Annotated in this window: 20 protein-coding genes; 7 read left to right on the top strand and 13 right to left on the bottom strand. The window is 59.0% G+C overall.

The features are described from left to right. Positions 1–4: 4 nt before the first annotated feature. The 9 genes from H8S23_RS02990 to H8S23_RS03030 all read right to left on the bottom strand — a co-directional run bounded on the left by H8S23_RS02990 (position 5) and on the right by H8S23_RS03030 (position 9,509). Positions 5–1,078 (bottom strand): sugar kinase, encoded by a 1,074-nt coding sequence (locus H8S23_RS02990; protein WP_186886813.1) that lies wholly within the window; start codon positions 1,076–1,078, stop codon positions 5–7. A 153-nt stretch (positions 1,079–1,231) separates the two neighbouring features. Next, positions 1,232–2,632 carry a glucuronate isomerase gene (gene uxaC, locus H8S23_RS02995; protein ID WP_186886814.1) on the bottom strand — a complete coding sequence of 467 codons (1,401 nt, stop codon included), beginning with the start codon at positions 2,630–2,632 and terminating at the stop codon, positions 1,232–1,234. Between the two features lie 216 nt (positions 2,633–2,848). Beyond that, the gene (locus tag H8S23_RS03000) at positions 2,849–3,001 is read right to left on the bottom strand and encodes a hypothetical protein (RefSeq protein WP_186886815.1); all 153 of its coding nucleotides are present in this window, start codon (positions 2,999–3,001) and stop codon (positions 2,849–2,851) included. Continuing rightward, on the bottom strand, positions 2,985–4,181 hold the full coding sequence (locus tag H8S23_RS03005) for a metal-dependent hydrolase family protein (RefSeq protein WP_186886816.1): 1,197 nt from the start codon (positions 4,179–4,181) through the stop codon (positions 2,985–2,987). Before H8S23_RS03005 ends, H8S23_RS03000 begins: the two co-directional genes overlap by 17 nt. Positions 4,182–4,235: 54 nt before the next feature. Further along, positions 4,236–5,219, bottom strand: coding sequence for an ABC transporter permease (locus H8S23_RS03010; protein ID WP_186886817.1), 984 nt, complete (start codon positions 5,217–5,219; stop codon positions 4,236–4,238). A 142-nt stretch (positions 5,220–5,361) separates the two neighbouring features. Continuing rightward, positions 5,362–6,537, bottom strand: coding sequence for a sugar ABC transporter substrate-binding protein (locus H8S23_RS03015; protein WP_186886818.1), 1,176 nt, complete (start codon positions 6,535–6,537; stop codon positions 5,362–5,364). 58 nt (positions 6,538–6,595) lie between these two features. Beyond that, complete coding sequence (locus H8S23_RS03020; RefSeq protein ID WP_186886819.1) at positions 6,596–7,576, bottom strand: ABC transporter permease; 981 nt, start codon at positions 7,574–7,576, stop codon at positions 6,596–6,598. A gap of 11 nt (positions 7,577–7,587) precedes the next feature. Then, positions 7,588–9,090: a sugar ABC transporter ATP-binding protein gene (locus H8S23_RS03025; RefSeq protein WP_186886820.1), complete on the bottom strand. Its 1,503-nt coding sequence runs from the start codon at positions 9,088–9,090 to the stop codon at positions 7,588–7,590. A gap of 74 nt (positions 9,091–9,164) precedes the next feature. Further along, complete coding sequence (locus tag H8S23_RS03030) at positions 9,165–9,509, bottom strand: cupin domain-containing protein (RefSeq protein ID WP_186886821.1); 345 nt, start codon at positions 9,507–9,509, stop codon at positions 9,165–9,167. A gap of 230 nt (positions 9,510–9,739) precedes the next feature. Between H8S23_RS03030 and H8S23_RS03035 the strand changes: the two genes are divergently transcribed. Both H8S23_RS03035 and H8S23_RS03040 read left to right on the top strand, forming a co-directional pair. Then, positions 9,740–10,645, top strand: a complete 906-nt coding sequence (locus H8S23_RS03035) for a helix-turn-helix domain-containing protein (RefSeq protein WP_186886822.1) — start codon at positions 9,740–9,742, stop codon at positions 10,643–10,645. A gap of 158 nt (positions 10,646–10,803) precedes the next feature. Next, positions 10,804–11,598 (top strand): peptidoglycan-binding domain-containing protein, encoded by a 795-nt coding sequence (locus H8S23_RS03040; RefSeq protein WP_186886823.1) that lies wholly within the window; start codon positions 10,804–10,806, stop codon positions 11,596–11,598. A gap of 625 nt (positions 11,599–12,223) precedes the next feature. Here H8S23_RS03040 and H8S23_RS03045 read toward each other — a convergent pair. From H8S23_RS03045 to H8S23_RS03055, 3 genes are all read right to left on the bottom strand, one after another. Beyond that, on the bottom strand, positions 12,224–13,597 hold the full coding sequence (locus H8S23_RS03045) for an aldehyde dehydrogenase (RefSeq protein WP_186886824.1): 1,374 nt from the start codon (positions 13,595–13,597) through the stop codon (positions 12,224–12,226). A 106-nt stretch (positions 13,598–13,703) separates the two neighbouring features. After that, on the bottom strand, positions 13,704–14,390 hold the full coding sequence (locus H8S23_RS03050) for a lysoplasmalogenase family protein (RefSeq protein WP_186886825.1): 687 nt from the start codon (positions 14,388–14,390) through the stop codon (positions 13,704–13,706). Next, positions 14,387–15,121 (bottom strand): GntR family transcriptional regulator, encoded by a 735-nt coding sequence (locus H8S23_RS03055; RefSeq protein WP_186886826.1) that lies wholly within the window; start codon positions 15,119–15,121, stop codon positions 14,387–14,389. Before H8S23_RS03055 ends, H8S23_RS03050 begins: the two co-directional genes overlap by 4 nt. A gap of 145 nt (positions 15,122–15,266) precedes the next feature. Between H8S23_RS03055 and H8S23_RS03060 the strand changes: the two genes are divergently transcribed. From H8S23_RS03060 to H8S23_RS03080, 5 genes are all read left to right on the top strand, one after another. Then, positions 15,267–17,003, top strand: a complete 1,737-nt coding sequence (locus H8S23_RS03060; RefSeq protein ID WP_186886827.1) for an NAD(P)/FAD-dependent oxidoreductase — start codon at positions 15,267–15,269, stop codon at positions 17,001–17,003. Further along, on the top strand, positions 16,990–18,270 hold the full coding sequence (locus H8S23_RS03065) for an NAD(P)/FAD-dependent oxidoreductase (RefSeq protein ID WP_186886828.1): 1,281 nt from the start codon (positions 16,990–16,992) through the stop codon (positions 18,268–18,270). Before H8S23_RS03060 ends, H8S23_RS03065 begins: the two co-directional genes overlap by 14 nt. Positions 18,271–18,307: 37 nt before the next feature. Continuing rightward, positions 18,308–18,703: a DUF1667 domain-containing protein gene (locus H8S23_RS03070; protein WP_186886829.1), complete on the top strand. Its 396-nt coding sequence runs from the start codon at positions 18,308–18,310 to the stop codon at positions 18,701–18,703. Beyond that, positions 18,700–20,436 carry an FAD-binding oxidoreductase gene (locus tag H8S23_RS03075; protein ID WP_186886830.1) on the top strand — a complete coding sequence of 579 codons (1,737 nt, stop codon included), beginning with the start codon at positions 18,700–18,702 and terminating at the stop codon, positions 20,434–20,436. Before H8S23_RS03070 ends, H8S23_RS03075 begins: the two co-directional genes overlap by 4 nt. Positions 20,437–20,716: 280 nt before the next feature. Next, positions 20,717–21,211, top strand: coding sequence for a MarR family transcriptional regulator (locus H8S23_RS03080; protein ID WP_186886831.1), 495 nt, complete (start codon positions 20,717–20,719; stop codon positions 21,209–21,211). A gap of 409 nt (positions 21,212–21,620) precedes the next feature. Here H8S23_RS03080 and H8S23_RS03085 read toward each other — a convergent pair whose 3' ends face one another. Then, entirely contained in the window at positions 21,621–22,328 is a 708-nt protein-coding gene (locus tag H8S23_RS03085) for an alpha/beta hydrolase (RefSeq protein ID WP_341479880.1), read from the bottom strand. Positions 22,329–22,344: the final 16 nt, after the last annotated feature.

Consider the following 22,344-nt stretch of genomic DNA (forward strand, 5'->3'; position numbering starts at 1 on the left):
TCGCCTATCTCACGACGCGGGCGTTGCCCTTGTAGATGCTCCACACCTGCGCCTCGTCGGCGGGGGTGCCGTAATCTTCCAGCACGGTCGCCGCCAGCGCGCCGGTCGCCCAGCCGAACTGGATCCATTTTTCCGGCGCCCAGCCTTTCAGGATCGCGTAGAGCATGCCGCTGACAAATCCGTCGCCGCCGCCGATGCGGTCCAGCACCGGGATCTCCCGCAGCGGCTCGACATGCCATTCGCCCTCGGCCAGCATGACCGCGCCCCACTCATGGCTGTTGGCGCTGAGCGCCTCGCGCAGGGTGGTGGCAAAGACGCTGGCGTTGGGGTAGGCGGCGCGCACCCGTTCGATCATGCCCTTAAAGCCGTCGATCTTGTCCTGGATGCCGCTGCCGCCGGCGGGCGGCCCCTCGATGCCCAGGGCGAGCTGAAAATCCTCCTCGTTGCCGATGAGGATATCGGCCAGCGAGGCGATCTCGGAAAAGCTGCGGCGCAGCTCTTCCTGCCGGCCCTTCCAGAAGCTGGCCCGGTAGTTCATGTCAAACGAGAGCACGGTGCCGTGCTTCTTCGCGGCCCGCGCCACCTCCAGGCAGCACTGGGTCGCCTCCTCTGAAAGGGCGGCGATCAGGCCGGACAGATGCAGGATGCGGCAGCCCTCTTCGCCGAAAAGGCGGTCCAGGTCAAAATCCGCGGCACTGAGGCCGCGCCCCACCTCGCCTGCGCGGTCGTTGAGCACGCGGGGCGCCCGCATGCCATAGCCGCTGTCGGCAATATTGAACTGGTGCCGGTAACCCCAGGGGCCGCCCTGGTCTACCTCTTTGCCCTCAAACTCGATGTTGCGCCGCCGCAGCTCGCCCTTGATAAAGGCGGCCACGGCGCTGTCGGCCACAAACCGGGTGAGCACCTTGGTGCGCAGCCCAAGCGACGCGGACACGTTCAGCACATTGCTCTCGGCGCTGGTGGCCTGCATGGAATACAGCCTGCTGGTGTGTACCGGCTGGCGGTCCGCCGGGGTGATGCGCACCCCCATGCTGGTGACCGTCATCAGGTCGTATCTGCAATTCTCCCTGAGTTTCATCTTCTCTCCTCCTGTTCGTCAAAAGGTCGTCTTTTTAAAATCAGGCCGCGGCGCTTTGCCGCAGCGCGCTCCCGCGCCCTCTTCCGGCAGTCAAAAAGCCCCGCGCGGCGAAAAATGCGGCCCGGAACATATCCTGTCCGGCGCCGGCGCTTTTCAAGGCGCGTTCTCCCCGATAAAAAGCCGCCGGGCATTGTTGTAAAACACATCCTCCAGCATGGCCCGCGCTGCGTCGAAGCTGTGGTATCTGCCGCTGTCCAGCAGGGCCCCCACCTCGTCGCAGACAATGCGGCGGAAATACTCGTGGCGCACAAAAGACCCGATGCTGCGCGAGTCGGTCAGCATGCCCGGAGTATAGGCGAACATGCCGTTTTCAAACAGATACTGCAGCTGCTCGCGGATGCCGCGCTCGGTGTCGTTGAACCACCATGCGGCGCCCAGCTGCACCCGTCCGGGCCGCCCGCCGCCAAAAGTGGCGCAGACGGTCGCCAAAACGGGATAATCACAGGGGTTGAGGCAGTAGAGGATCACGTCCGGCAGCTGGTCCCGCTGCGCCAGATCGTCCAAAAAGGCCGCCAGCGCAGACGGGTCGGTCGTCCGGCCCACGCTGTCATAACCGCTGTCCGCCCCCATGCGCGCAAAGCCCCGGGTGTTGGCGTCCCGCAGCGCGCCGAGATGCAGTTGCATCACCACGCCGCGGCTGTGGTAAAGGGCGGCAAGCCGGGCGGCCAGATAGCTGACATAGCCGTCCTCTGCCTCCCGCGTGAGGGGTTCCCCCCGCAGGGCGCGCTGAAATGCCGCCTGCGCCTCGTCCCGGCTGGCGGTCCGGTAAGCAAACCGCTCAAAGCCGTGGTCGCTGGTAAAGCAGCCCAGCGCCTTGAAACGGTCCAGCGCCGAGGCGAGCGCCGCCTCCAGGCCGTCCAGGCTGTCCTCCTGCACCCCCTCTGCGGCCAGCAGCTTTTTGACGCTGTCCGCCCAGCCGGGCTTGCCGATGTGGAGCACGCCGTCGGGGCGGAAGCCCGGGGAGATGCGCAGGCCGTCGTCCGCCCGCCGCGCAAAGGCCTTGTGCCATTCCAGCCCCGCGTCGGGCGCCTCGGTGGTGCACAGCACCCGCACCTTTAAGCGCCGCAGCAGCGCCCGCGGGCGCAGGTCGTCCTGCTGCAGCCTGCGGTTGCACAGGTCGTACAGCCGGTCGGCGCTCTGCGGGGTCAAGGGCTCTTTTGCGCCGAACAGCCTGCGCAGCTCCAGGTTCGTCCAGTAGTAGACCGGGCTGCCGATGGCCTTTTCACAGGCGGCGGCAAAGGCGCGGAACTTTTCCCGGTCGTCCGCCTCCCCGCGGATATAGCGCTCCGGGACGCCCGCCGCGCGCAGGATGCGCCATTTGTAGTGGTCCCGCGCCAGCCACATGGAGGTGACGGAGCTGTAATTTTTGTTTTCCACGATCTCCTGCGGGTCGAGATGGTTGTGGTAATCAAAGATCGGCATCTCCGCGGTCTGTTCATACAGTCTCCGGGCCGCTTCCCCCGAGAGAAGGAACTCCGCATCCATAAAGTTCATCTTTTTACATCCTTCCTCATCCGATTGCCGTGCGCACTTTTCCCGGCGGGCGTCCCGCCCGCAGAAGAAAACAGCCCCCTTTCACACACGGGCGGCAGACCGCCGCGCGGGCGCAAAAGGGGGCCGCCAGCCGGGGGACGGCAGCTCTACCGTCCGCCGGCGCAGCGGCGGGCCCTGCGCGGGCCGCGCTGTGCCGCGCCCCCTGCCGCGCCCGGTTTACAGGCCCAGCAGCTCCTGCGCGTTGAGACGGCAGACCTTGGAGTAGACTTCTTCGCTGATCTTGAGCTGGTGCAGCAGCGAATCCAGATAGGACCCCAGCGGATAGATGAAGTCCGTGTTGCAGATATCCAGTTTAAAGTTGTTTGACAATTTTCCCGCCCTGCATTACTACTTTGACATTTTCCGTCCTTCGAAGCAATCCCATGTTTTTCAGTGGATTGCCCGAAACCAGAATGATATCCGCCAGCTTTCCTTTATCCAGCGTACCTATATCGTTTCTCATCAGCACCTCTGCCCCTGTTTTTGTCGCCGCCTGAATCACTGCCATAGGATCCATTCCCAGACCAGCCAGGAATTCCATCTCCAATGCATTATCAGGGCCCGGGAAAAAGTCTGTGCCAACTCCTATTTTAAGGTTTGCCTTGAATGCCAGTTCAAAAGTTCGGCAATGCGCTTCATAAGCAACTGCAATCTTCTTTCCCACCAGAGGGTCCAGCCTGTCCCGCATATCATACTGCACTTTTGCCAAAGCGAAAGTGGGTATAATATAGGCCCCCGCTTTCTCGATCAGTTCCACCGCCTCTTCGTCTAAAAAGGTGGCGTGCTCGATCGTGCGTACTCCATTGCGGGCGGCCAGCTTGATTCCTCCGTTGCTGACCGCGTGGGAGCTAACATAAGTTCCAAAATGCTCTGCTTCCTCGACCGCTGCTTTGACTTCTGAATCAGAAAATTCCACCTTGTTCACCGTCTTGCATCGGCTATTGACACCGGAAGACGTCGCTATTTTGATAAAATCTGCGCCCTGGCTCAAAGTATATCGGCATTGCTGCCTGACCTCCGCCTCACCATCTGCGCACAGACCCCATGTCGTCAATAAGTTTTTAGGAATACCCGTGGGCATTATCATTCCATTCAAGGCGTCCCCATGACCGCCTGTCTGAAATACTCCCATTCCGGCTGAATTGATACGCGGACTTTCAAAAACGCCCTCCTCCTGACAAGATCGAATATGGACCCCTATCCCTCCACATTCCCGAATTGTGGTGAATCCGGAGTAAAGAATCTCTTTCAGTTTGGGCAAAGCCCGTGCCGTAGCTTCATGCGGGGACATTGTAAACAGTTTCCCCACACCCCCGATATGCGTATGTAGATCGATAAGTCCCGGCATCACTGTTCCATCTGCAACTTCCAATATCTGAGCATCTGGCGGTACTTGCAATGCTTTCTCCTCGCATACCTCAAGGATTCTATCTCCCTCAACGACCACGGCGCCTTTTTCTATAGGGGCGCCGCCGTTTCCATCAATGACTCTCCCCTTAATGACATACATTGTTTTCCATCTCCCTTTTCCACTGGTCCTCATTGTTCGATGAGGTCCACTTTTTCAGCCCTGTTGTCGTTTTAAGGCGTTAGTCCTGCTTGCTTCCCTGCGCAGTTTCTCGGTGGCAGACATATTCTTTAGTTCAGTAACTGACATCAGCAGAATAAGGAACAAGCCGGTCACAGAATTCTTCAGGTTGGTGTCCAAATTAATTGCAACCAATCCCGTCTGCAAAATATTCAAAGACAATATCCCGGCAAACACACCAAATACAATGTTTACATGTTTGGCAATAAAGCCGGCAACAAATACGCCCAGCATCGCTTGAAAGGCCGTACCTATGGTGTCCAGTCCATTTTCTATCGATGTTCCCGTTCCATAACTCAGCGAAAGCAATGCCGCTATTCCTCCGTAGACCGCCGCAAGCATAATCGCTACGCTCTGGATATTAAGAGTAGAAATCCCCGCGGACTCTGCCAGAACAGAGTTGCCTCCAACGGCTCGCGCCCTGGCCCCATAAACGCTGTACCGGTGCAGGTAATACATTGCGATCCCCATGACTATAAAAATAATTAGATTCCAAGGCGCACGCCCCAGGATGGTACAATCATTACTGATAACCAGAACTTTGCTGCCGCCAATGACTCCTCCAATGGATGCAAGGATAAGCGCATATGCAATGCTTATGACCATCGAAGAAGTCCTGATAACTCTCATCAGTGCCACTTTAATCGCGCCGATCAGCAACGACGTTCCCAGGCAGCCCAACACAAGCCCCACCATTCCATATTGCTGGGACAAAAGGCATCCTACGATCGTCGACACCGATATCTGTGCCCCGATTGATAAATCCAAATTTCCTGCCGTCATGCTAAAAGTAAGGCCCCACGCAATGATCGAATTGATGAAAGACTGCGTAATTAACATTGACAGCATGGAGATCTTTCCAAATGCAGCCGGTCGCATACATAAAAAGATCACATACACCACACTTGGAATCAGTAAAAACATGAGCACTGATATTAAGTGCTTTTTGATTTTTTCCACAATCTGTCCCCCAAGCTGGCGGCAAAGCGCCCTAATTTGTGGGTATCCGCCAACGACGAATCGCTGGCGGATACCCCGAATCTTAAATCACGAGTGTTTTACAGAATCGGCCTCTGCCGTCCCGCCGGCGAACTTTCCCTGTTCAGCCGTGACGTGCGATGATATCCTCCAGGCTATAGCTCTCCGTGAGCGCTACTAAATCTTCATAAGTTGCCTGAGGGTTATACGCCTTGATGTACTGCAAAATTTCTTCTCCTGTATAGGCATTGTTATCCCATACGTGATGAGCCCACTGCTCGCACTGCTCCGTTGTGGTCAGCTCCACATAGTGGTTGAGCAGATAAGGCTTCTCATCCGTCAGCGGAGTCCCGTTTATGATATTCGTCAGCAAAATAGTATTGTACATACCGCCAAGATGATGGCCGCCAATAACGCCTGCTTCCTGTTTATTAGCAAAGTATTCGGTCTGGTTAATGTTGCAATCGATGGCAAAAATGGGAATATCTTCTGTTTTTCCTGCATCGGACAACCCATTCACTACGCCCGCCAGACATGAATGCGTTCTTCCCTGAATGATAATACCGTCGCACTGAGGATAAGTTTCCAAAAAGCGATTCACAATATCCATACCGCCGGCGGCAGAACCTGTCAGAGTAATATCACGCTCTTGAGCCAAAATCGTCATTCCATATTCTTCACAGGCGCGGTCCAGCCCCTTATTGCGGCGGATGGTGAAGTCCAGGCCATCCGGGGCCCCGATCAGACAAAGGTTCTTGCAGCCCGCCTCTCCGGCAGCCTTGCCCAGCCAGTATCCGGCATATTCTTCATCTTCATAAGTAGCGCTCACATAGTATTTATAATTGTTGAGCGCTTCCCGGTCCTCTTCTGAAACGCCGGCCCAATACATAGTCCAATAGACTTTCGCTTCTTCGCAAATATCTGCGACCTGCATGTAACATCCAAGGACATCATTTCCCAAAACCAGCGCATCCGCACCCGAAACGATCAAATTTTGAACTGCCGCCAGAGTGTCGTCTGTAGACGCGGAGGCACGTGTAGCATAAATGATCTTATAATTCAGTGCGTCCGCCAGTGCTTCCAATTGATCGTAAACCGGTCCGTAGGCAGCATTCCACGCTCCAGGATCAATGCACCCCATCGTCCATGCCTCTAGCTCCTTACTCTGCACAGCAGAAGAACCGCCGGCTGCCGCGCCGGATTGGGCAGGCGTTCCGCTTCCCTGCCCGTCCCCTCCGCCGCAAGCTGCCATTCCCATGCACAGACACAACACGAGAATTGAACACAATAATTTTTTCATCTTCATTTCCTCCATTTTGCTTAATTATAAAAGGAAGTTCACTTCCTTCAGGACATCACTATATTGCGTTTGCCTTATCGCGCAAGCGGGTCATTCCCACGGCCACAACAATAAATACGATCCCTTTTACTACGTCCTGTGCCCGGCTGCTCAATCCCAACATAACCATTCCATTCGTCAGCGCCATGCATCCCAGCACCCCAAAGAAAACATTGATGATCTTTGCATCTCTTCCCCCGCTCAATGGCATGCCGCCTAAAATCATGCAAATCATAATGTTAAAATGGAACATTGCCCCTGTGCCAGATCCCGCGGTTCCCGTACGGATGACAGATAAAACAGCAATGACCCCTGCAGTAAATCCCGCCACTAAAAAAGCCATGAACTTCATGCCTTTTACATTTACTCCACACTGGGAAGCAGCCGTCGGTCCTGCGCTCAAAACTTTGCAATAGCGGCCATATTTGGTAAAGTTAAAAACGAAAGTTACGATAAGTGTAACTGCAAAAATGACGATCGCCTCAAAAATTCCGCTGTTCAAAGCTATGAGTCCTTTGGAGCCCGGCTGATAAGCTACATTTCCCATGAGCGTAATTAACGTGCCTGAGATCAAAAAATTCATGCATAAGGTCAGAATAAAGTCTCCCACACCTGTGCGCGAATAAATGAACCCGTTAACCGCGCCCACTGCCGTGCCCACTCCCAGCGCTATCAATACTGTGAGAAAGGCGTTATCTCCACCGATCTTTGTTCCCAAAATAGCGCTGAGTGCGATATTGGAAGCCAGAGAAAAATCATGCACTCCCTGAGCGTAACAAAATATCACTCCCAAGCCACCGACAATATAAAGAAAAGACTGCTTCCAAATTGTCTTAATATTAAACCAAGTGAACATTTTCCCCCCGGTAGCTAACCCAAAAAACACAATAATAGCCAAAAATCCCAGGACAGGAAAAAAATCCACAAGTCTTGTCAGCCAATATCCTTTATAGTGTCTGAGCCCAGCCGGCTTCTTTGCTTGCAGTATCTTGTTTGACATTGGGCATCCCCCTAAATCATATATTGGATTACCGTTTGCTCAGTGACATCCTCACCGCGCTCAATCGTACGGGTTATCATACCGTCTTTCATGATCAGAATGGTATCACTCATTCCAATCAATTCTGGAAGTTCCTCGGAGATCATCACGATCGCCTTGCCTTCTGCCTTTAAATTTTCCATCAGGCGATAGATCGCCTCTTTCACGCCGATGTCAATGCCTCGTGTGGGACAATCCATGATAAGGATGTGAGAATCATTGCCCAGCCATTTACCCAGAACCACCTTCTGTTTATTTCCACCGCTGAGTTTTGTACACAAATCATCCAGGCCTCGCATTTTGATAGACAGGTTTTCTGCCCATTGTCCAGCCAACTTGTGTTCATTTTTTTTGAAAATCATTCCCTTTTCTTTGATGCGGTCCAAACTGGGAAGTGCAATATTGTCACTAATGCTGAATCTCAGCAACAGAGCTTCTGTATCTCTGTTTTTTGACATATAGCCAACACTGTTTCGGATCGCATCTTGAGGATTATGGATACGGTCTCCGCTTTTTGCCACAACCACTTCTCCCGAGTCCTTTTTTTCAAGACCGAATAGCAGCCGTCCCAGCTCATGCATACCGCTCTCGGCCAATCCTCCAATCCCCAGGATCTCTCCCTCATGTAGTTTAAAGCTTACATTGCCTACTTCTATACTGCACAAATCAGTAGCTTCCAGCACTACCCGATCCCGGCGATAGTTGGGCTCCATATCCGAGCGGTAAAAGTTATTACTGATCTCACGCCCCACCATCAACTCTTTCATTTTTTTCTGTTCCATCTCTGCTCCTCGCAGAGTGGTGATATAATGTCCGTCCCGCATAATAGTCACGCTATCGCATACGGACATCAATTCGTCCAAATCATGGGTGATAAAAATAACGCTACCGCCTTCTTGCCTGACAGCATCGATATTCTGGTATAAAATATTTCTTCCATGAGTTGTTAACGCATTGGAGGTTTCATCTATAATCAGCAATGCCGGTTGTGAATACATCGCTTTGGCGATCTCCACCAGTTTTCTATCCTCCAAATTCAGTTTGCCAGTTATCACGGAAGGATCAATATGCTCTCCCCCTATTTTGTCTAAAATCTTCCGGGCCTCACGATTCATTTCTTCATAATTGAGCATTCCGTGTTTTGCAAATTTTCGCTCTTTATTAATAAAAATATTTGCAGCTACAGAAATCCCCGCAATCGTCCCTATCTCCTGTACGATCAAAGATGCTCCTGCCTGCGCTGCCATACTGGTATCGGACGGCATATATTCTTTTCCTTGAAAAAAGAGCCTGCCTGAATCCGGCTTATGTAATCCCGCTATAATTGCAGAAAAAGTGCTTTTCCCGGAGCCATTTTCTCCAATAAGTCCACGCACCTCACCCGGAGAAATTTCTATAGAAAAATCAGCGACCGCATGAGTTGGGCCAAAGGATTTGTTGATTTTTTCCGCTCGAAATAAAATTTTCTCGTCCATTACCTTGCTCCTTATTGATTCGAAAGCTTATTTCTCCTATAAAAGGCTTATCTTCCGCGAGCCTGCTTTTCGCCTTATTTTTCTATTACGGGAAAGTGGAATAAAAAAATTTCCAGCTCTTCGCAGGAAGTTTTTTTGATCGCATGGGGAACATGGGCCGGTGCCAGCATGGCAACTCCGGGTGCCAAGTCATATTCTTCGCTGCCAATGATCATCTTCCCCTTTCCACTTACAACATAAAAGCCTTCATTATCTTCGTGGAGACCATAGGGAACAATATATTCTTCATTATAAAAGTGATTCATCATCGCCTTAAAGCCTTTACAGGCAGACTCTTCCTCAGAAAAATATTCCCAAGAATATGCCCCTGGGTATTGTGTGATCTCTTTACTTTTGTAAGCAAAAACCTTTTTTCCCATTTTCTCCTCCTTTTATTTTTCTAGCTATTTTTCAAGTGCTATCTCTTATCAGTTTTTTATATGTTAGCATGTAATAATTACAATTTCTATGGTTTATTTTTCATACTATATTGCATTTATTGCAAATATGTCGTATGATACCCACAGATTCCATAATCACTCTTTATTTTTTTTGTGCATTTGGTATATGGCAATTTTTGGATGTTTTACACCAGAACAGGAGGCCGCCCATGAAACGTTCCATCCGCCCCATGCGTTTTAACCCGGGACAGGAGATGCAGTCCCGAGAGATCGAGCTGCGCTACTGCCTGGACGCCGACTCCCCCACGGTGGAATTCCATGCCCATCCTTTTTATGAGCTCTATCTGTTCTGCGAGGGGGACCTGCAGAGCTATGTGGTGGGCTCGCGCAGCTACCAGCTCAAGCGCGGGGATATCCTGCTCATCCCGCCCACGGTGATGCACCACCCCATCTTTCAGCAGGACGCCCACCAATACAAGCGGTACGTGCTCTGGCTCTCCGACGATTTTCTCAAAAACATCGTCGCGCTGGACCCCGATATGGACTATGCCATGCGTCTGTGCCGCGAGCGGGAGGAATATATGGTGCGCTGCTCCACCCCCGCGCTGGCCCAGACGCTGGAAAATTATCTTCAAACCATCTGGTTCGAGATGCAGGGCGAGGCCCTTTGCCGGACCGCCTGCGCCCATTACGCCTGTATCAATTTTCTGGTACAGCTCAACCGCACCATCTCGGATAAAAACATCGTTTCGGGCATCCACGGGCACAAAAGCCCACTGCTGGACAAGCTCGTCACCTATATCCACGAAAACTACGCCTCCCCCATCACCCTGCAGGGCACGGCGGAGCATTTTTTCGTGAGCCCCTCCACGGTGGAGCACCTCTTCAGCCAAAAGCTGGGAAAATCTTTTTACCGCTATGTCATCGAGTGCCGCATCATCACCGCCCAGTCCCTTATCCTCAGCGGCGTGCCGCTGAAAACGGTCAGCCGCAGCTGCGGTTACCCGGACTACAGCAACTTCTACAAGGCGTTCACGCGCGAGGTCGGCGTTTCGCCCAGCGAATTCCGCACCTTTGCGCCGCCCAACCACTTCCAGATCCCGCCGCTGGATTGAAACAAGTATGCCGTGCTTTGCCGGTGTTTTTGGGGGGTCGCCGCTCGCAAGAGCGGCGTGGACTGAACACCCTTTTCCCCCACGCCGCATACCCTGAGGTAGGCCGGACGGGGCGTGCCCTTTTCCGTCCCCGCCCGGGCCGGAAAGGAGATATTTTTATGGCTAATACCCCCAATGCGGCCGTCAGCCCCGTCTATCCGGGGCGCGTGCTGCAGAGCGGCAGTTCCGGCAGCGAGGTTGCCCGGGTACAGAAGTATCTGGACGCCCTGCGGGTCAAATATCCAGCCCTTGCCTCCCTGACGGTGGACGGCAGATACGGCTCCGGCACTGCCAGCACCGTCCGGCAATACCAGGCCATTGTCGGCCTGTCCGCTGACGGCAAGGTGGGCCGGGACACCTGGAACGCGCTGGTGGCCGACTACAACGCCACCATCGGCGGCAGCGCGGACACTTACCCCGGCCTCACTCTGCGCCCCGGCGCACGCAGTGAGGATGTGCGCCACATGCAGCTGCGGCTCAACGAGATCGCCCGAACGTACACAGGCATCAACAGCCAGACGGTGGACGGGGCCTACGGCGCCAATATGTCCGACGCGGTGCGTCGGTTCCAGCGGCAGTTCGGCCTCTCTGCGGACGGCATCCTGGGCTCCGATACCTGGAACAAGATCGTCGAGGTCCACGGCAGACTGACGTCCGGCAACCCCGAGCACGTCGTCACCCCCTATCCCGGCGTTGTACTGCGCGCCGGTTCCAGCGGTGATTCCGTACGCTTTGTGCAGAGTTACCTCAACGCCATCCAGGGCCGTCCGCTGCTCACGGTGGACGGCAAGTACGGCCCCAGCACCGTTCGGATCGTCGGCTCGTTCCAGGCCAGCAAGGGCTTGAAAGTGGACGGCAAGGTGGGCCGGGACACCTGGGCCGCGCTGATCCCCGCGTTCAACGCCACCCTGTGAGGCCCGGCGGTGGCTGGCGGGGAAGCCGGGATGCGGTTCGTTGACCGGGCAAGCCGGTCTTTTACCGGCAGCCCCCCCACAGGGCAGAGAGAAACCGCGCGGTGAAAAGCGCGCCCGCCCCGGTCTGCGGCCGGGCGCGCAGGCCTCCGGCAGCTTTCTCTTAACGCCCGGTCTGCGGCCGCTTTCCGCGCCGGAGGCGAAAACGTGAAAATCGCCCTGTGCGGTGAGGACCGCACGGCATAAAAAATAGCCGCATAGCGGCTATTTTTTCGGCCATTCGCCCGGTTGCCGCGCAAGCGGCGAGGGCGAGGCCATTTAAGATGAGATGTTTTTTTATTGCGGAGCAATAAAAAATAGCCGCAGGCTATTTTTTAGTAGCCATACGGCCTGTCCTCAGGCCGCGGCGAGTCGAAATAAACTATTTTTTATTGCAAAGCAATAAAAAATAGGGACAAAGCGCGTCACATGCGTTTTGTCCCTGTTTTTTGCGATCGGATGGGGCCTGCGGGCAAAAGTGCCCCGCCCGCCTTGTAAGTCCTGATCTTAGGCCTGCGCGGCCCGCCGCGACCGGCCACCCGCCGCCTTTTTTTGTTTTTCTCTGTGGTACGAAAGCCGAAGCGCCGCTTTATCTCATGATTTTTTTTGCCAGCCGGAACGCCCGCTCGGTGTAAGGGGCGTAGCGCAGCGGGATATCCAGCAGGTTCGACTTTTTCAGCACGCCCTTATAGTGGGTGAACGTGTCGAAGCTGGCTTTGCCGTGATAACTGCCCATGCCGGACGCGCCCACACCGCCAAAAGGCAGCTGATCGTTCGCCAGATGCACGATGGTGTCGTTCACGCAGCCCCCGCCGTAGCTGACGTTCTCTATGATCCTGCGCTCCGCAGCCCTGCTGCGGGTGAACAGATAAAGCGCCAGCGGCTTTGGCAGCGCGTGCTGACGCTCCACCACCTCGTCCAGCGTTTCAAAGGTCAACACCGGCAGGATGGGGCCAAAGATCTCTTCCCCCATCACCGCGGCATCTTCTTTCACATTGTCCAGCACGGTCGGGGCGATCCTGCGGTTCTCTGCGTCCCACTGGCCGCCGATCACCACCTGCTGCCCCTCCAGCAGGCCCAACAGGCGCTTGAAATGGTGCTCGTTCACGATGCGGGGCAGATCGGGGCTCTGCAGGGGGTCGGGGCCGTAGAGTTCCGCCACCGCGCTTTTCAGTTCCTCCAACAGCGGGGCCTTGACGCTGCGCTGTACCAGCAGATGGTCGGGCGCCACGCAGGTCTGGCCCGCGTTGAGGAATTTGCCGAAAGCGATGCGCTTTGCCGCCAGCTTCAGGTCCGCCGTCTCGTCCACGATGCAGGGGCTTTTCCCGCCCAGCTCCAGCGTCACGGGGGTCAGGTGCTTTGCCGCCGCCGTCATCACGATGCTGCCCACCCGCTGCGAGCCGGTGAACAGGATATAGTCGTAGTGCTCGGCCAGGATCTCCTCATGGCTGTCGCCGCCCGGGCGCAGCACATGCACATACTGGGACGGAAAGGCGGCGGCGATCAGCTCTGCGATCACTGCAGCGGTGGCCGGGGCAGCGCTGCCCGGCTTGATCATCACGCAGTTCCCGGCAGCCAGGGCCCCCGCCACCGGTGCAAGACAGAGCTGAAACGGATAGTTCCAGGGGCTTTGCACCAGCACCACGCCGTAAGGTTCGGGCCAGACGACGCTGCGGGAGGGAAAATGCGCCAGCGGCGTGCCCACCCGGCGCGGCCGCGCCCAGCGGTCAAGATGACGCAGCATGGCGCGCAGCTCGCTTTTCACGATGCCCACCTCGGTGAGATAGCCCTCCATCCTGGCCTTGCCCAGATCTTCAGACAGGGCGTTCAGTATCTCGTCCTCCCTTTCGGTGACGGCGTCCAGCAGGCGTCTCAGGGCCGCCCGCCGGGCCGCGGGCGGCAGCGTTGCCCCCGAGTTGAAATAGCGGCGCTGGGCCGCCAGGATCACGGCGGATTCAGACATGAGCTTTTCCTCCTTTAAAGCCCCGGCCCTGCGGCCGGGATGGGACGGCAGCCAGACACCCGGGCCGCGGCGGGGCTTTTTATTATCATCGCCGCGGGCAGCGCCTTTAAAACGCCGCCGACAGCGCCAGCAGCAGCAGGCCAAGATAATAGGCCGTCAGGTTGGCAAACCGCATCCAGCGGTTTTGCCGGATATAAAAGTAAAGAAAAATAATGATGCTGTCGGACAGCAAAAACAAAACGCTGCCCGCGGCCGCGAACAGGTTGCCCGGGCCGCGGAGGCCCGCCACCGCCACCGAACTGACCGCCATGCTGCACATCAGCCCCACCAGGAAACAATAGCAAAAAGCCGGGCGCTTGAGCTTTTTCAGCCGCAGCAGCCCCCGCTTTGACAGCGCCGCCGTGACGGCCAGCAGCGCCAGGGGCAGCAGCAGATCGTACCAGCCCGGCGGCGTCAAGGCCGCGTAAAAAAGACAAAACACCACATGGGCCAGCCCAAAAGCGACCAGCCCTTTCAAAAATGTTTTTGAGTGGACCCCTCTGCCGTTATTGGCAAGCCCCAGCAGCACGTCTCCGGCCGCACAGAGCACCATTGCGCCAAAAAGCAGCCAGAAACGCGGCCCCAGCGAGCGGGAGCCGGTCAGCCAGGCCAGCAGCGCCAGCAGCAGGAACCCGGCGCTGGTCGCCGCTTTGGCGGCCGTATAGTGGTGGAACTGCTTTTCCGAATAGGCGACCCAGAGCAGCAGCGAAAGCTGGGCCAGATAGACCGCCGCGGCGACGGACAGCAGCATCATCTCAAGCCCTCCCCGGTCGCGGCGATATCCTCGTAAACCCCCGCTGTGACGATGAACTCGATATAGTAAAAGGGAGTGTCCTCCCCCTGCCGGTAAAGCCAGCGCGTCAGCTCCATCACCTGCTGTTCCTCTGTCAGGGCCAGGGCCCGCCGCTCGTCCGCCGTGGGCTCCCGCCGGAGGATGGTCTGCTCGATGCGCTGGATATCCACCGCCAGGTCGCGCAGCAGCAGCTGCGAGAGCGACCCCTCCAGCGGCAGCGCGCGCAGATGCCGGTAAATATCCTCGGCAAAATAGCTCTGCTCCAGCGCGATCGGCTCGCCCAGGGCGTACCGCAGCCGCAGCACGCCCCCCAGCCGCGCGCCCTCGGGCACCCGTGCCTTTGCCGCAAGGGAAGCCTCCGCCCGCAGCCAGCGGTTTTTCAGCAGCCGGTTCTCGGTGGGCACCCCCATCCCCCGCAAAAACGAAGTCAGCGAGATCAGCGGCTCAAAGCTGAATTCCCGCCGGGGACGGCGCACAAAAGTGCCCACGCCGTGCCGTTTTTCGATGACGCCGTCGCGCAGCAGCAGGTCCAGCGCGCTGCGCACCGTGGCGCGGCCCAGACCGTAGCGGCGGGCCAGCTCAAACTCGGTTGGCAGCTGGCTGCCCGCGGGATACTCCCCCGCGTCGATGGCCTCGCGCAGGGTGCTGCGCAGCTGGACATACAGCGGGACCGGGCTTTTTTTGTCAACCATGGCAAGGGCCTCTTTTCGCAGAAAATTTACAAAACCGTCTCTTTCATCCTGTTGACTTTATTGTAAAGAAAAGTTACAATGACGTCAAGATGTCCGGACAACCGTACCACTTTTCTGTCCGTGCTTAAAAAGGAGGGGGAGCGCATTGTCGCAAACAGATCTTGCCCGGGTGGGCCGCGCCCTGCGCCGGGCCGGCCTCGGCGGCGTGGCGGTGGGCGAGCTGAACGGCAGCCTTTTGCTGGAGGGCACGCTGCCCGCCTGGGCCGATGTGGTGCGGGCGGGCAGCGTTGCCGCCGCCCACCGGGGGCGCTATCCCCATGTGGTCAACCATCTGGACCTGCCCGGCCTGCCCCCTGTTGAGCCCCAATCACCGCGCCTGCGGGACAGCGCGCTGGAGGGCGCGCGCCCCGATGTGGCGGTGATCGGCGGCGGCGTCATCGGCTGCGCCATCGCGCGCGAACTGTGCCGCTATGATCTGGACGTGCTGCTGCTGGAAAAAGAGTCCGATATCGCCATGGGGGCATCCAGCCGCAACGACGGCATGATCCACCCCGGCATCGACCTTCGGGCCGGCACCCTCAAGCACCGCTACGGCATTGCCGGCAACGCCATGTTCGACCAGCTGGCCGCTGAGCTGGAGATCCCCTTTGTGCGCAACGGCAGCTATATCATCTTTTCCGCAGCATGGGAACGGCTGCTGGTGCCGGCCTTTTACCTGCGCGCCCGCAGGGGCCCTATCCCCGGCGTGCGCTATGTGTCCCGCAGGGAACTGCTGCGGCTTCAGCCCGAGGTCGCTCCCTGGGCCAAAGGCGCCGTTTATACCGCCTCTTCCGGCATTCTGTGCCCCTACGGGCTGACCGTGGCCCTGGCGGAAAACGCGGTACAGAACGGGGCGCGCGTCTCTCTGCTGACCGCCGTCACCGGCATCGAGCGTCAGGGGGACCGGGTCACGGCGCTGCACACCAACCGCGGCACCGTCCGTCCCCGGCTGGTGGTGGATGCCGCCGGGGTGTGGGCGGACCGCATCGCCGCCCTGGCCGGGGACGAGTTTTTCACCATCCATCCCCGCAAGGGCACCAGCAGCATCCTGGACAAAAAAGCGGGTTACCTCACCGCCAGCGTGCTGGCAAAGGCCCCGTTTGCGGACGTGCGGCAGCACACCAAGGGCGGCGGCATCGTGCGCACGATAGACGGCAATATCCTGGTGGGGCCCACGGCGGTGGAGGTACGCCAGCGGGAGGACAACTCCACCCATCAGCCGCAGATCGACGCCTCTTTTGAAAAGCACAGCAAAGTGGCCCCCCACCTGTCGGAGCGGGACGTGATCACTTATTTTTCCGGCATCCGCGCGGCGACCTATGAGGAGGACTTCATCGTGGGTCCCAGCCCCCGGGTGCGCAACCTGCTGTACGCCGCCGGCATCCAGAGCCCCGGGCTCACCGCTGCGCCCGCGATCGCAAAAGATATCGCGGCTTTTGCGGTAAAGGCGCTCTCAGACAGGGGGCCGGTGGGGCTTAACCCCCATTTTGACCCCCACCGCACAGCCATCCCCCGTCCGTCCGAAATGACGGCCGAGGCGCGGGAGGCGCTGATCGAGAGCGACCCGGACTTCGGCGAGGTCGTCTGCCGCTGCGAGGGCATCACCCGGGGCGAGATCCTGGCCGCGCTGCGCCGGCCGGTGCCCGCGAACAGCATCGACGGGGTCAAACGCCGGGTGCGGGCCGGCATGGGACGCTGCCAGGGCGGCTTCTGCAGCCCGGCGGTAGCCCAGCTGATCGCACAGGAGCAGGGCATCCCCCTGTGGCAGGTGCGCAGAAGCGGCGAGGGCAGCGAGATCGGTTTTGGCCCAACCAAGGGAGGCGAGCGGGATGGAACGGTTTGACGTGCTGGTGCTGGGCGGAGGCCCGGCGGGCCTGGCGGCGGCCCTGGCCGCCGAGGAGCAGGGCGCCTGCGTCTGCCTGCTGGAGCGGGAAGCCCGCCTCGGCGGCATCCTGAAGCAGTGCATCCACGACGGCTTTGGGCTGCTGCGCTTCGGCGAGCGTCTCACCGGGCCGGAATACGCCGACAACTACATCCGCCTGCTGGGCGGCCGGAACATTGCGGTGCGGCTGCGCAGCTTTGTCACCTCTCTTGAAAAAAGCGGCGGCGGCTTTGCCGTCACCTATACCAGCCGCGGCGGCCTGCACCGGCTGGAAGCCGGGGCGCTGGTGCTTGCCACCGGCTGCCGCGAGCGCACCGCCCGGCAGATCTTTGTCCACGGCGACAAACCCGCCGGGGTCTACACCGCGGGCACCGCCCAGCATCTGGTCAACCTGCAGGGGGTGCTGCCCACCCGGCGCTGCGTCATCCTGGGCAGCGGGGACATCGGGCTGATCATGGCCCGCCGCCTGACGCTGGAGGGCGCGGAGGTGGAGGGCGTCTACGAGGCAAAGCCGGAGCCCAGCGGCCTGTCGCGCAATATCCGGCAATGCCTCACCGACTTCGGCATTCCGCTGCATCTCTCGCATACCGTCACCCGCGTGCTGGGCGAGGGCCGGGTGGAGGCCGTAGAGACGGCCCGGGTGGATGAGCGCATGAAGCCGGTGCCCGGCTCGGAGCGGCTGGTCCCCTGCGACGCCCTGATCCTCTCAGTGGGCCTGATCCCGGAAAACGAGCTGGCGGAATCTCTGGGCATCCCGCTGGACCCCCACACCAAGGGGCCGGCGGTGGACGCCCGCTTTGAGACGGACTGTCCCGGCGTTTTCTGCTGCGGCAACGCCGTGCAGGTACACGACCTGGTGGACTATGTCAGCGAGGGGGCGGCCACAGCGGGCCGCTGCGCCGCGCTGCGCGCGCTGGGCAAAGAGGCGGCGCCGGCCCCGGCCCTGCCGGTGGAATACGGCCGCGAGTTCGTCTCGGTGCTGCCGCAGAGGCTGAGGCCCGGCAACGAGCCGGCGGCCTGTTACTTCCGGGTGGCCGAGACTCGCGGCCCGACCCGGCTGGTTGTCAGCCAGGGCGGCGCGGTGCTGCTGCAAAAAAGCTACCGCCGCCTGCGCCCGCCGGAGATGGAGCGGGTCTCCCTGCGGCCCGGCGGCAGCGGCCCGGTCGTTTTTCGGCTGGAGGACGCGGCGGAGAAAGCGCAAAACGGCCCGGCGGCAGCGCCGCTGTGAAAGCCCCAGCCCCAAGCAGAAAAGGAGGCGCAGAGCGATGAGCGAAGAAAGCGCGTTTTTCACCTGTATCGTGTGCCCCAACGGCTGCGATCTGACCGTGACGCAGCGGGACGGTGCGGTCACCGTGACCGGCGCGGGCTGCCCGCGCGGGGTGGCGTTCGGCGAGCGGGAGGTCACCGCACCCACCCGGAGCCTGACCACCACCGTGGCCACCACCCTGCCCATGTGCCCGGTGCTGCCGGTGAAAACAGCGGGAGAACTGCCCAAGGGCGCCCTGATGCGGGCCATGACTGAGATCAACAGCTTTAAATTGACCTGGCCCGCGCGCCGCGGGGACGTTCTGATCGACGATCTGCTGGGCACCGGGGTGGCCCTTGTGGCCACGGCGGACACCGGCAGCTATGAACAGGCATCGGAGGAGGAAACAAGATGAGCAGCAAGCCGTACAAGGGGTTTTCACCGCAATGGTACACCGAAAAGCCGCCCGCGGGCAGCTACCGCAGCATCCTGAAATGGGGCGACCCGGAGTTCAACAAGGTGCCCAAGGAAACGCTGTACAAGATGATCAAGGAAACCTTTCATCTGACCGACGAGGACTTCAGCCAGCACCGGGAGCTGGGGCTGGAACAGGTACAGTTCGACCTGCCCACCGGCCTGTCGGAAGAGCAGCTGGCACATTTCGCCGACATCGTGGGCGCGGACAACGTCAAAACCGACGATTACAGCCGCCTTTCGGTGGCCTACGGCAAGACGATGTACGATCTTCTGCGGCTGCGCAAGGGGATCGTGGAAAATGTGCCCGGCGCGGTGCTCTACCCGGAAAACAAAGACCAGATCCAGCAGATCGTCACCTACTGTGACGGGCAGCGCATCCCCGTGTACGTCTACGGGGGCGGTTCCAGCGTCACGCGGGGCGTGGAGGCCATGAAAGGCGGCGTCACGCTGGACATGCGCAGGCACTTTAACAAGGTGCTGGAGTTCAACGAGACCGACCAGACCATCACCGTGGAAGCGGGCATGAGCGGCCCGCAGCTGGAAGAGGTCCTGAACCACGCCCAGACGCGGCTGGGCGCGCACCGGGCTTACACCTGCGGCCATTTTCCCCAGAGCTTTGAGTACAGCTGTGTGGGCGGCTGGGTGGTCACCCGCGGCGCGGGGCAGAACAGCACCTACTACGGCAAGATCGAGGACCTTGTGCTGGGGCAGGAGTATGCCACCCCGGTGGGCGCCATCAAGACCGACGCCTATCCCGCCCGGGCGACCGGCCCCTCCATCAACCAGATCATGATGGGCAGCGAGGGCGCTTTCGGTGTGCTCACCGCCGTGACTTTGAAGGTCTTTCACCTCACCGCTGAAAACCATCTCAAATTCAGCTTCATGTTCAAGAGCTGGGCCGACGCCCAGGCCGCGGCGCGGGAAATAATGCAGGGGCAGTTCGGCTACCCCTCGGTGTTCCGGCTGTCGGACTGCGAGGAGACCGAGATCATGATGAAGCTGTACGGCATCGAAGAGACGCCGCTGAACAGCCTGCTGCGGATGCGGGGCTTCACCGAGGGCAACCGCTGCCTGTTTTTGGGCTTCACCGACGGCGAGCGCGGCTTCTGCAAAAACGTCGTCAAAAACGTCAAGCGCATCTGCCGCCGCCACGGGGCCATGTATCTGACCGGCATCCCCACCACCGGCTGGGAGCACGGCCGCTTCAACGACCCCTATCTGCGGGACACGATGCAGGATTTCGGCATCATGACCGACACTTTGGAGTGCACGGTGAACTGGAGCAATATGCAGCAGGTATACCAGACAGTGCGCGGCTACTGCAAGAGCCGCCCGGACACCATCTGTATGACCCATATGAGCCACGCCTATCCCCAGGGCGCGAACCTCTACTTCATCTTCATCGCCCGCATGACCGAGCTGGAGGAATTTACAGAGTACCACCGCGGCATCCTGGATCACATCCAGAAAAGCGGCGCGGCCATCTCGCACCATCACGGGGTGGGCAAGCTGTTCGCCCCCTGGCTGGAGGGGTATCTGGGCACCAACCAGATGGATGTGCTGCGCGCGCTGAAAGCGCACTTCGACCCCCACGGCATCATGAACCCCGGCGGCACCATCGGCCTGGACCTGCCCGAGGAGGAAAAGCGCTACATCCGCCCCAAGTGGTAAGGGCGCGCGCGGCCTGCTTTTGTATCAAAAACGCTCTCCCTGCGGTCAAACAGGCATCATGCGACGGCCGCTGCGCTGTATCCCTTTGCGGCCCTGCCCGCTGTGAAGCTGCAGCCCCGCCGCGTCCCGTCATCCGGCGCTGCCGTCTCCGACTCAGGAATAAAAGCCGCGTTTCTTTTTTGCGGTTTTTATTTTTCATTTCCTCCGGGCCTGTTTTCTGCTATAATGGTGCCAAAGCCGTTCGGCTGATCTGGATACTCTGGTTGAGAAGGTGATGGATGTGCCGCTTCATTGGATGGGGCCTTACCGCGAAGTTGTCCGGGCTTTGATCCGCTATGCAAATCTCTACTCTCACTTTCAGCCCGAAAAGCGGACCGACGGCGCGGCTATTCCTCTTTCTGCGCAGGAATGGCAGACCCTGGAATGCATTTATGAATTTGAGGACCAGTTTTACAATATGGCCGCCCTGGCCGACAAATTGGGGATCCCTGCAAGCAACTTTTCAAAATATGTAAAGACGCTGGAAAGCCATGGCCTGATCGACCGCTATCGGATAAAGGACAACCGGAAAAGCATTATCCTCAAGCTTTCTCCCGCGGGAAAAGAGTTCTATTTGAAACGCATCCAACTCATCAAAGAAGAATGGGCCTCCATTTTCCCCCTTTTGGACGATCTCTCGGCGGAGGAGATCAGCGCTTTTGTCGCTTTCATAACAGAATTCGGCAAAGTGATGGACCCCAATATTCCAAATCGCTCGCATCTGCAGAAACTCTGATATGCGTCATTGCGTGATCTTTTCCCCCGCCGCCTGCTCTCGGTAGAGCCCGCGCAACGCGCCTCCACCCGGGCTTCTCCAAAGAGCGCAGTGCAGGCCGGCGCCTGCAGCAGTGGGCGCGACGATGTCCCCATCCCCTGCGCAGGCTGCCGGGCGACCGTTCCTTTCCCTGAAAATACGCTCTTGAAAAAACCACAGCGGCAAAAAGGTCCCCGGCAGCGGTATTGCCGGGGACCTTTTTCATTTTTATCCTCGCGGGACCCGAGCCCCCCGCCCCGGGACCACAGCGGGGGCCCGGGCGCATCAGGAGGACAGCGCCGCGCTGCTTTGGCCGTGCGGGAGGGACACCGCGAAATAATCCCGCCCTCCAACCCGTCCCCGCGCCGCTTTCCCACCCGGGCGACGGCGCTCAGAGCTTTTCTGCAAACCACCCCCGCAGAGCGTCCAGTTCCTGCGGCGTGTGAAAGTAATGCGGCGCCCAGGGCACAGTCGTGAGCGCGCAGCCGAACCGCTGCGCAAAAGCCTGCACCACCTCCTGCTCGCAGAGATCGTCCTTGCCGCCGTACAGGATGGCGGTGGGGACCCGCCAGGGCCCGGCGGGATGCCGGCACGCATAGCAATACTCGTCCCAGCAAAGGGTCTCGCCAAACCCGGTGGGGATCTTTCTTTCCGCCCGCAGCCGCTGAGGCGTCACGCCGGCCCAGGCCATCATGTTCTCGATAAGCCGCCGCATATCCACCACCGGGGAGAGGAAGAGCGCCTGTTCCAGCGGTTCGTCCCGGCAGGCCGCCAGGCTGAACCAGGCCCCCAGGCTGTTGCCGAACAGGCTGAGCCGCAGCCAGCGCTTCCCGGCATACCGCACCACGGCGGCAAGCTCTTCTACACAGACCCGCTGCTCGAAAGGCGCAGGGCCCTGCGCCCGCTCTCCATGCTGCGGCAGGTCAAAGCTGAGCACCTGATACCCTCTTGGCACCGCGCATTCGGCCAGCAGCCGGACAGGCACGTCCGCCTTGTGCGAATGGCTGCCGTGCACGGCCAGGATCAGCCGTTCCGCGCCCGGGCCCCAGAGCAGCGCGGGTATGCCCCCGATCTCAAAGGTCTTTTTTTCCATCTCCATCTTTTCACCTGAAAAC

Origin of the sequence: Anaerofilum hominis (assembly GCF_014287275.1) — a bacterium.
In the GTDB taxonomy this organism is placed as follows: Bacteria; Bacillota; Clostridia; order Oscillospirales; family Ruminococcaceae; genus Pygmaiobacter; species Pygmaiobacter hominis.

Excerpts from the sequence above, each read along its gene's own strand:
- H8S23_RS03085 (WP_341479880.1), bottom strand. The coding sequence starts at position 22,328 with ATGGAGATGGAAAAAAAGACCTTTGAGATCGGGGGCATACCCGCGCTG.
- H8S23_RS03065 (WP_186886828.1), top strand. The coding sequence starts at position 16,990 with ATGGAACGGTTTGACGTGCTGGTGCTGGGCGGAGGCCCGGCGGGCCTG.
- H8S23_RS03045 (WP_186886824.1), bottom strand. The coding sequence starts at position 13,597 with ATGTCTGAATCCGCCGTGATCCTGGCGGCCCAGCGCCGCTATTTCAAC.
- H8S23_RS03020 (WP_186886819.1), bottom strand. The coding sequence starts at position 7,576 with ATGTCAAACAAGATACTGCAAGCAAAGAAGCCGGCTGGGCTCAGACAC.
- H8S23_RS03075 (WP_186886830.1), top strand. The coding sequence starts at position 18,700 with ATGAGCAGCAAGCCGTACAAGGGGTTTTCACCGCAATGGTACACCGAA.
- H8S23_RS02990 (WP_186886813.1), bottom strand. The coding sequence starts at position 1,078 with ATGAAACTCAGGGAGAATTGCAGATACGACCTGATGACGGTCACCAGC.
- H8S23_RS03005 (WP_186886816.1), bottom strand. The coding sequence starts at position 4,181 with ATGTATGTCATTAAGGGGAGAGTCATTGATGGAAACGGCGGCGCCCCT.
- H8S23_RS03030 (WP_186886821.1), bottom strand. The coding sequence starts at position 9,509 with ATGGGAAAAAAGGTTTTTGCTTACAAAAGTAAAGAGATCACACAATAC.
- H8S23_RS03055 (WP_186886826.1), bottom strand. The coding sequence starts at position 15,121 with ATGGTTGACAAAAAAAGCCCGGTCCCGCTGTATGTCCAGCTGCGCAGC.
- H8S23_RS03035 (WP_186886822.1), top strand. The coding sequence starts at position 9,740 with ATGAAACGTTCCATCCGCCCCATGCGTTTTAACCCGGGACAGGAGATG.
- H8S23_RS03050 (WP_186886825.1), bottom strand. The coding sequence starts at position 14,390 with ATGATGCTGCTGTCCGTCGCCGCGGCGGTCTATCTGGCCCAGCTTTCG.
- H8S23_RS03040 (WP_186886823.1), top strand. The coding sequence starts at position 10,804 with ATGGCTAATACCCCCAATGCGGCCGTCAGCCCCGTCTATCCGGGGCGC.
- H8S23_RS03025 (WP_186886820.1), bottom strand. The coding sequence starts at position 9,090 with ATGGACGAGAAAATTTTATTTCGAGCGGAAAAAATCAACAAATCCTTT.
- H8S23_RS03070 (WP_186886829.1), top strand. The coding sequence starts at position 18,308 with ATGAGCGAAGAAAGCGCGTTTTTCACCTGTATCGTGTGCCCCAACGGC.
- uxaC (WP_186886814.1), bottom strand. The coding sequence starts at position 2,632 with ATGAACTTTATGGATGCGGAGTTCCTTCTCTCGGGGGAAGCGGCCCGG.
- H8S23_RS03015 (WP_186886818.1), bottom strand. The coding sequence starts at position 6,537 with ATGAAAAAATTATTGTGTTCAATTCTCGTGTTGTGTCTGTGCATGGGA.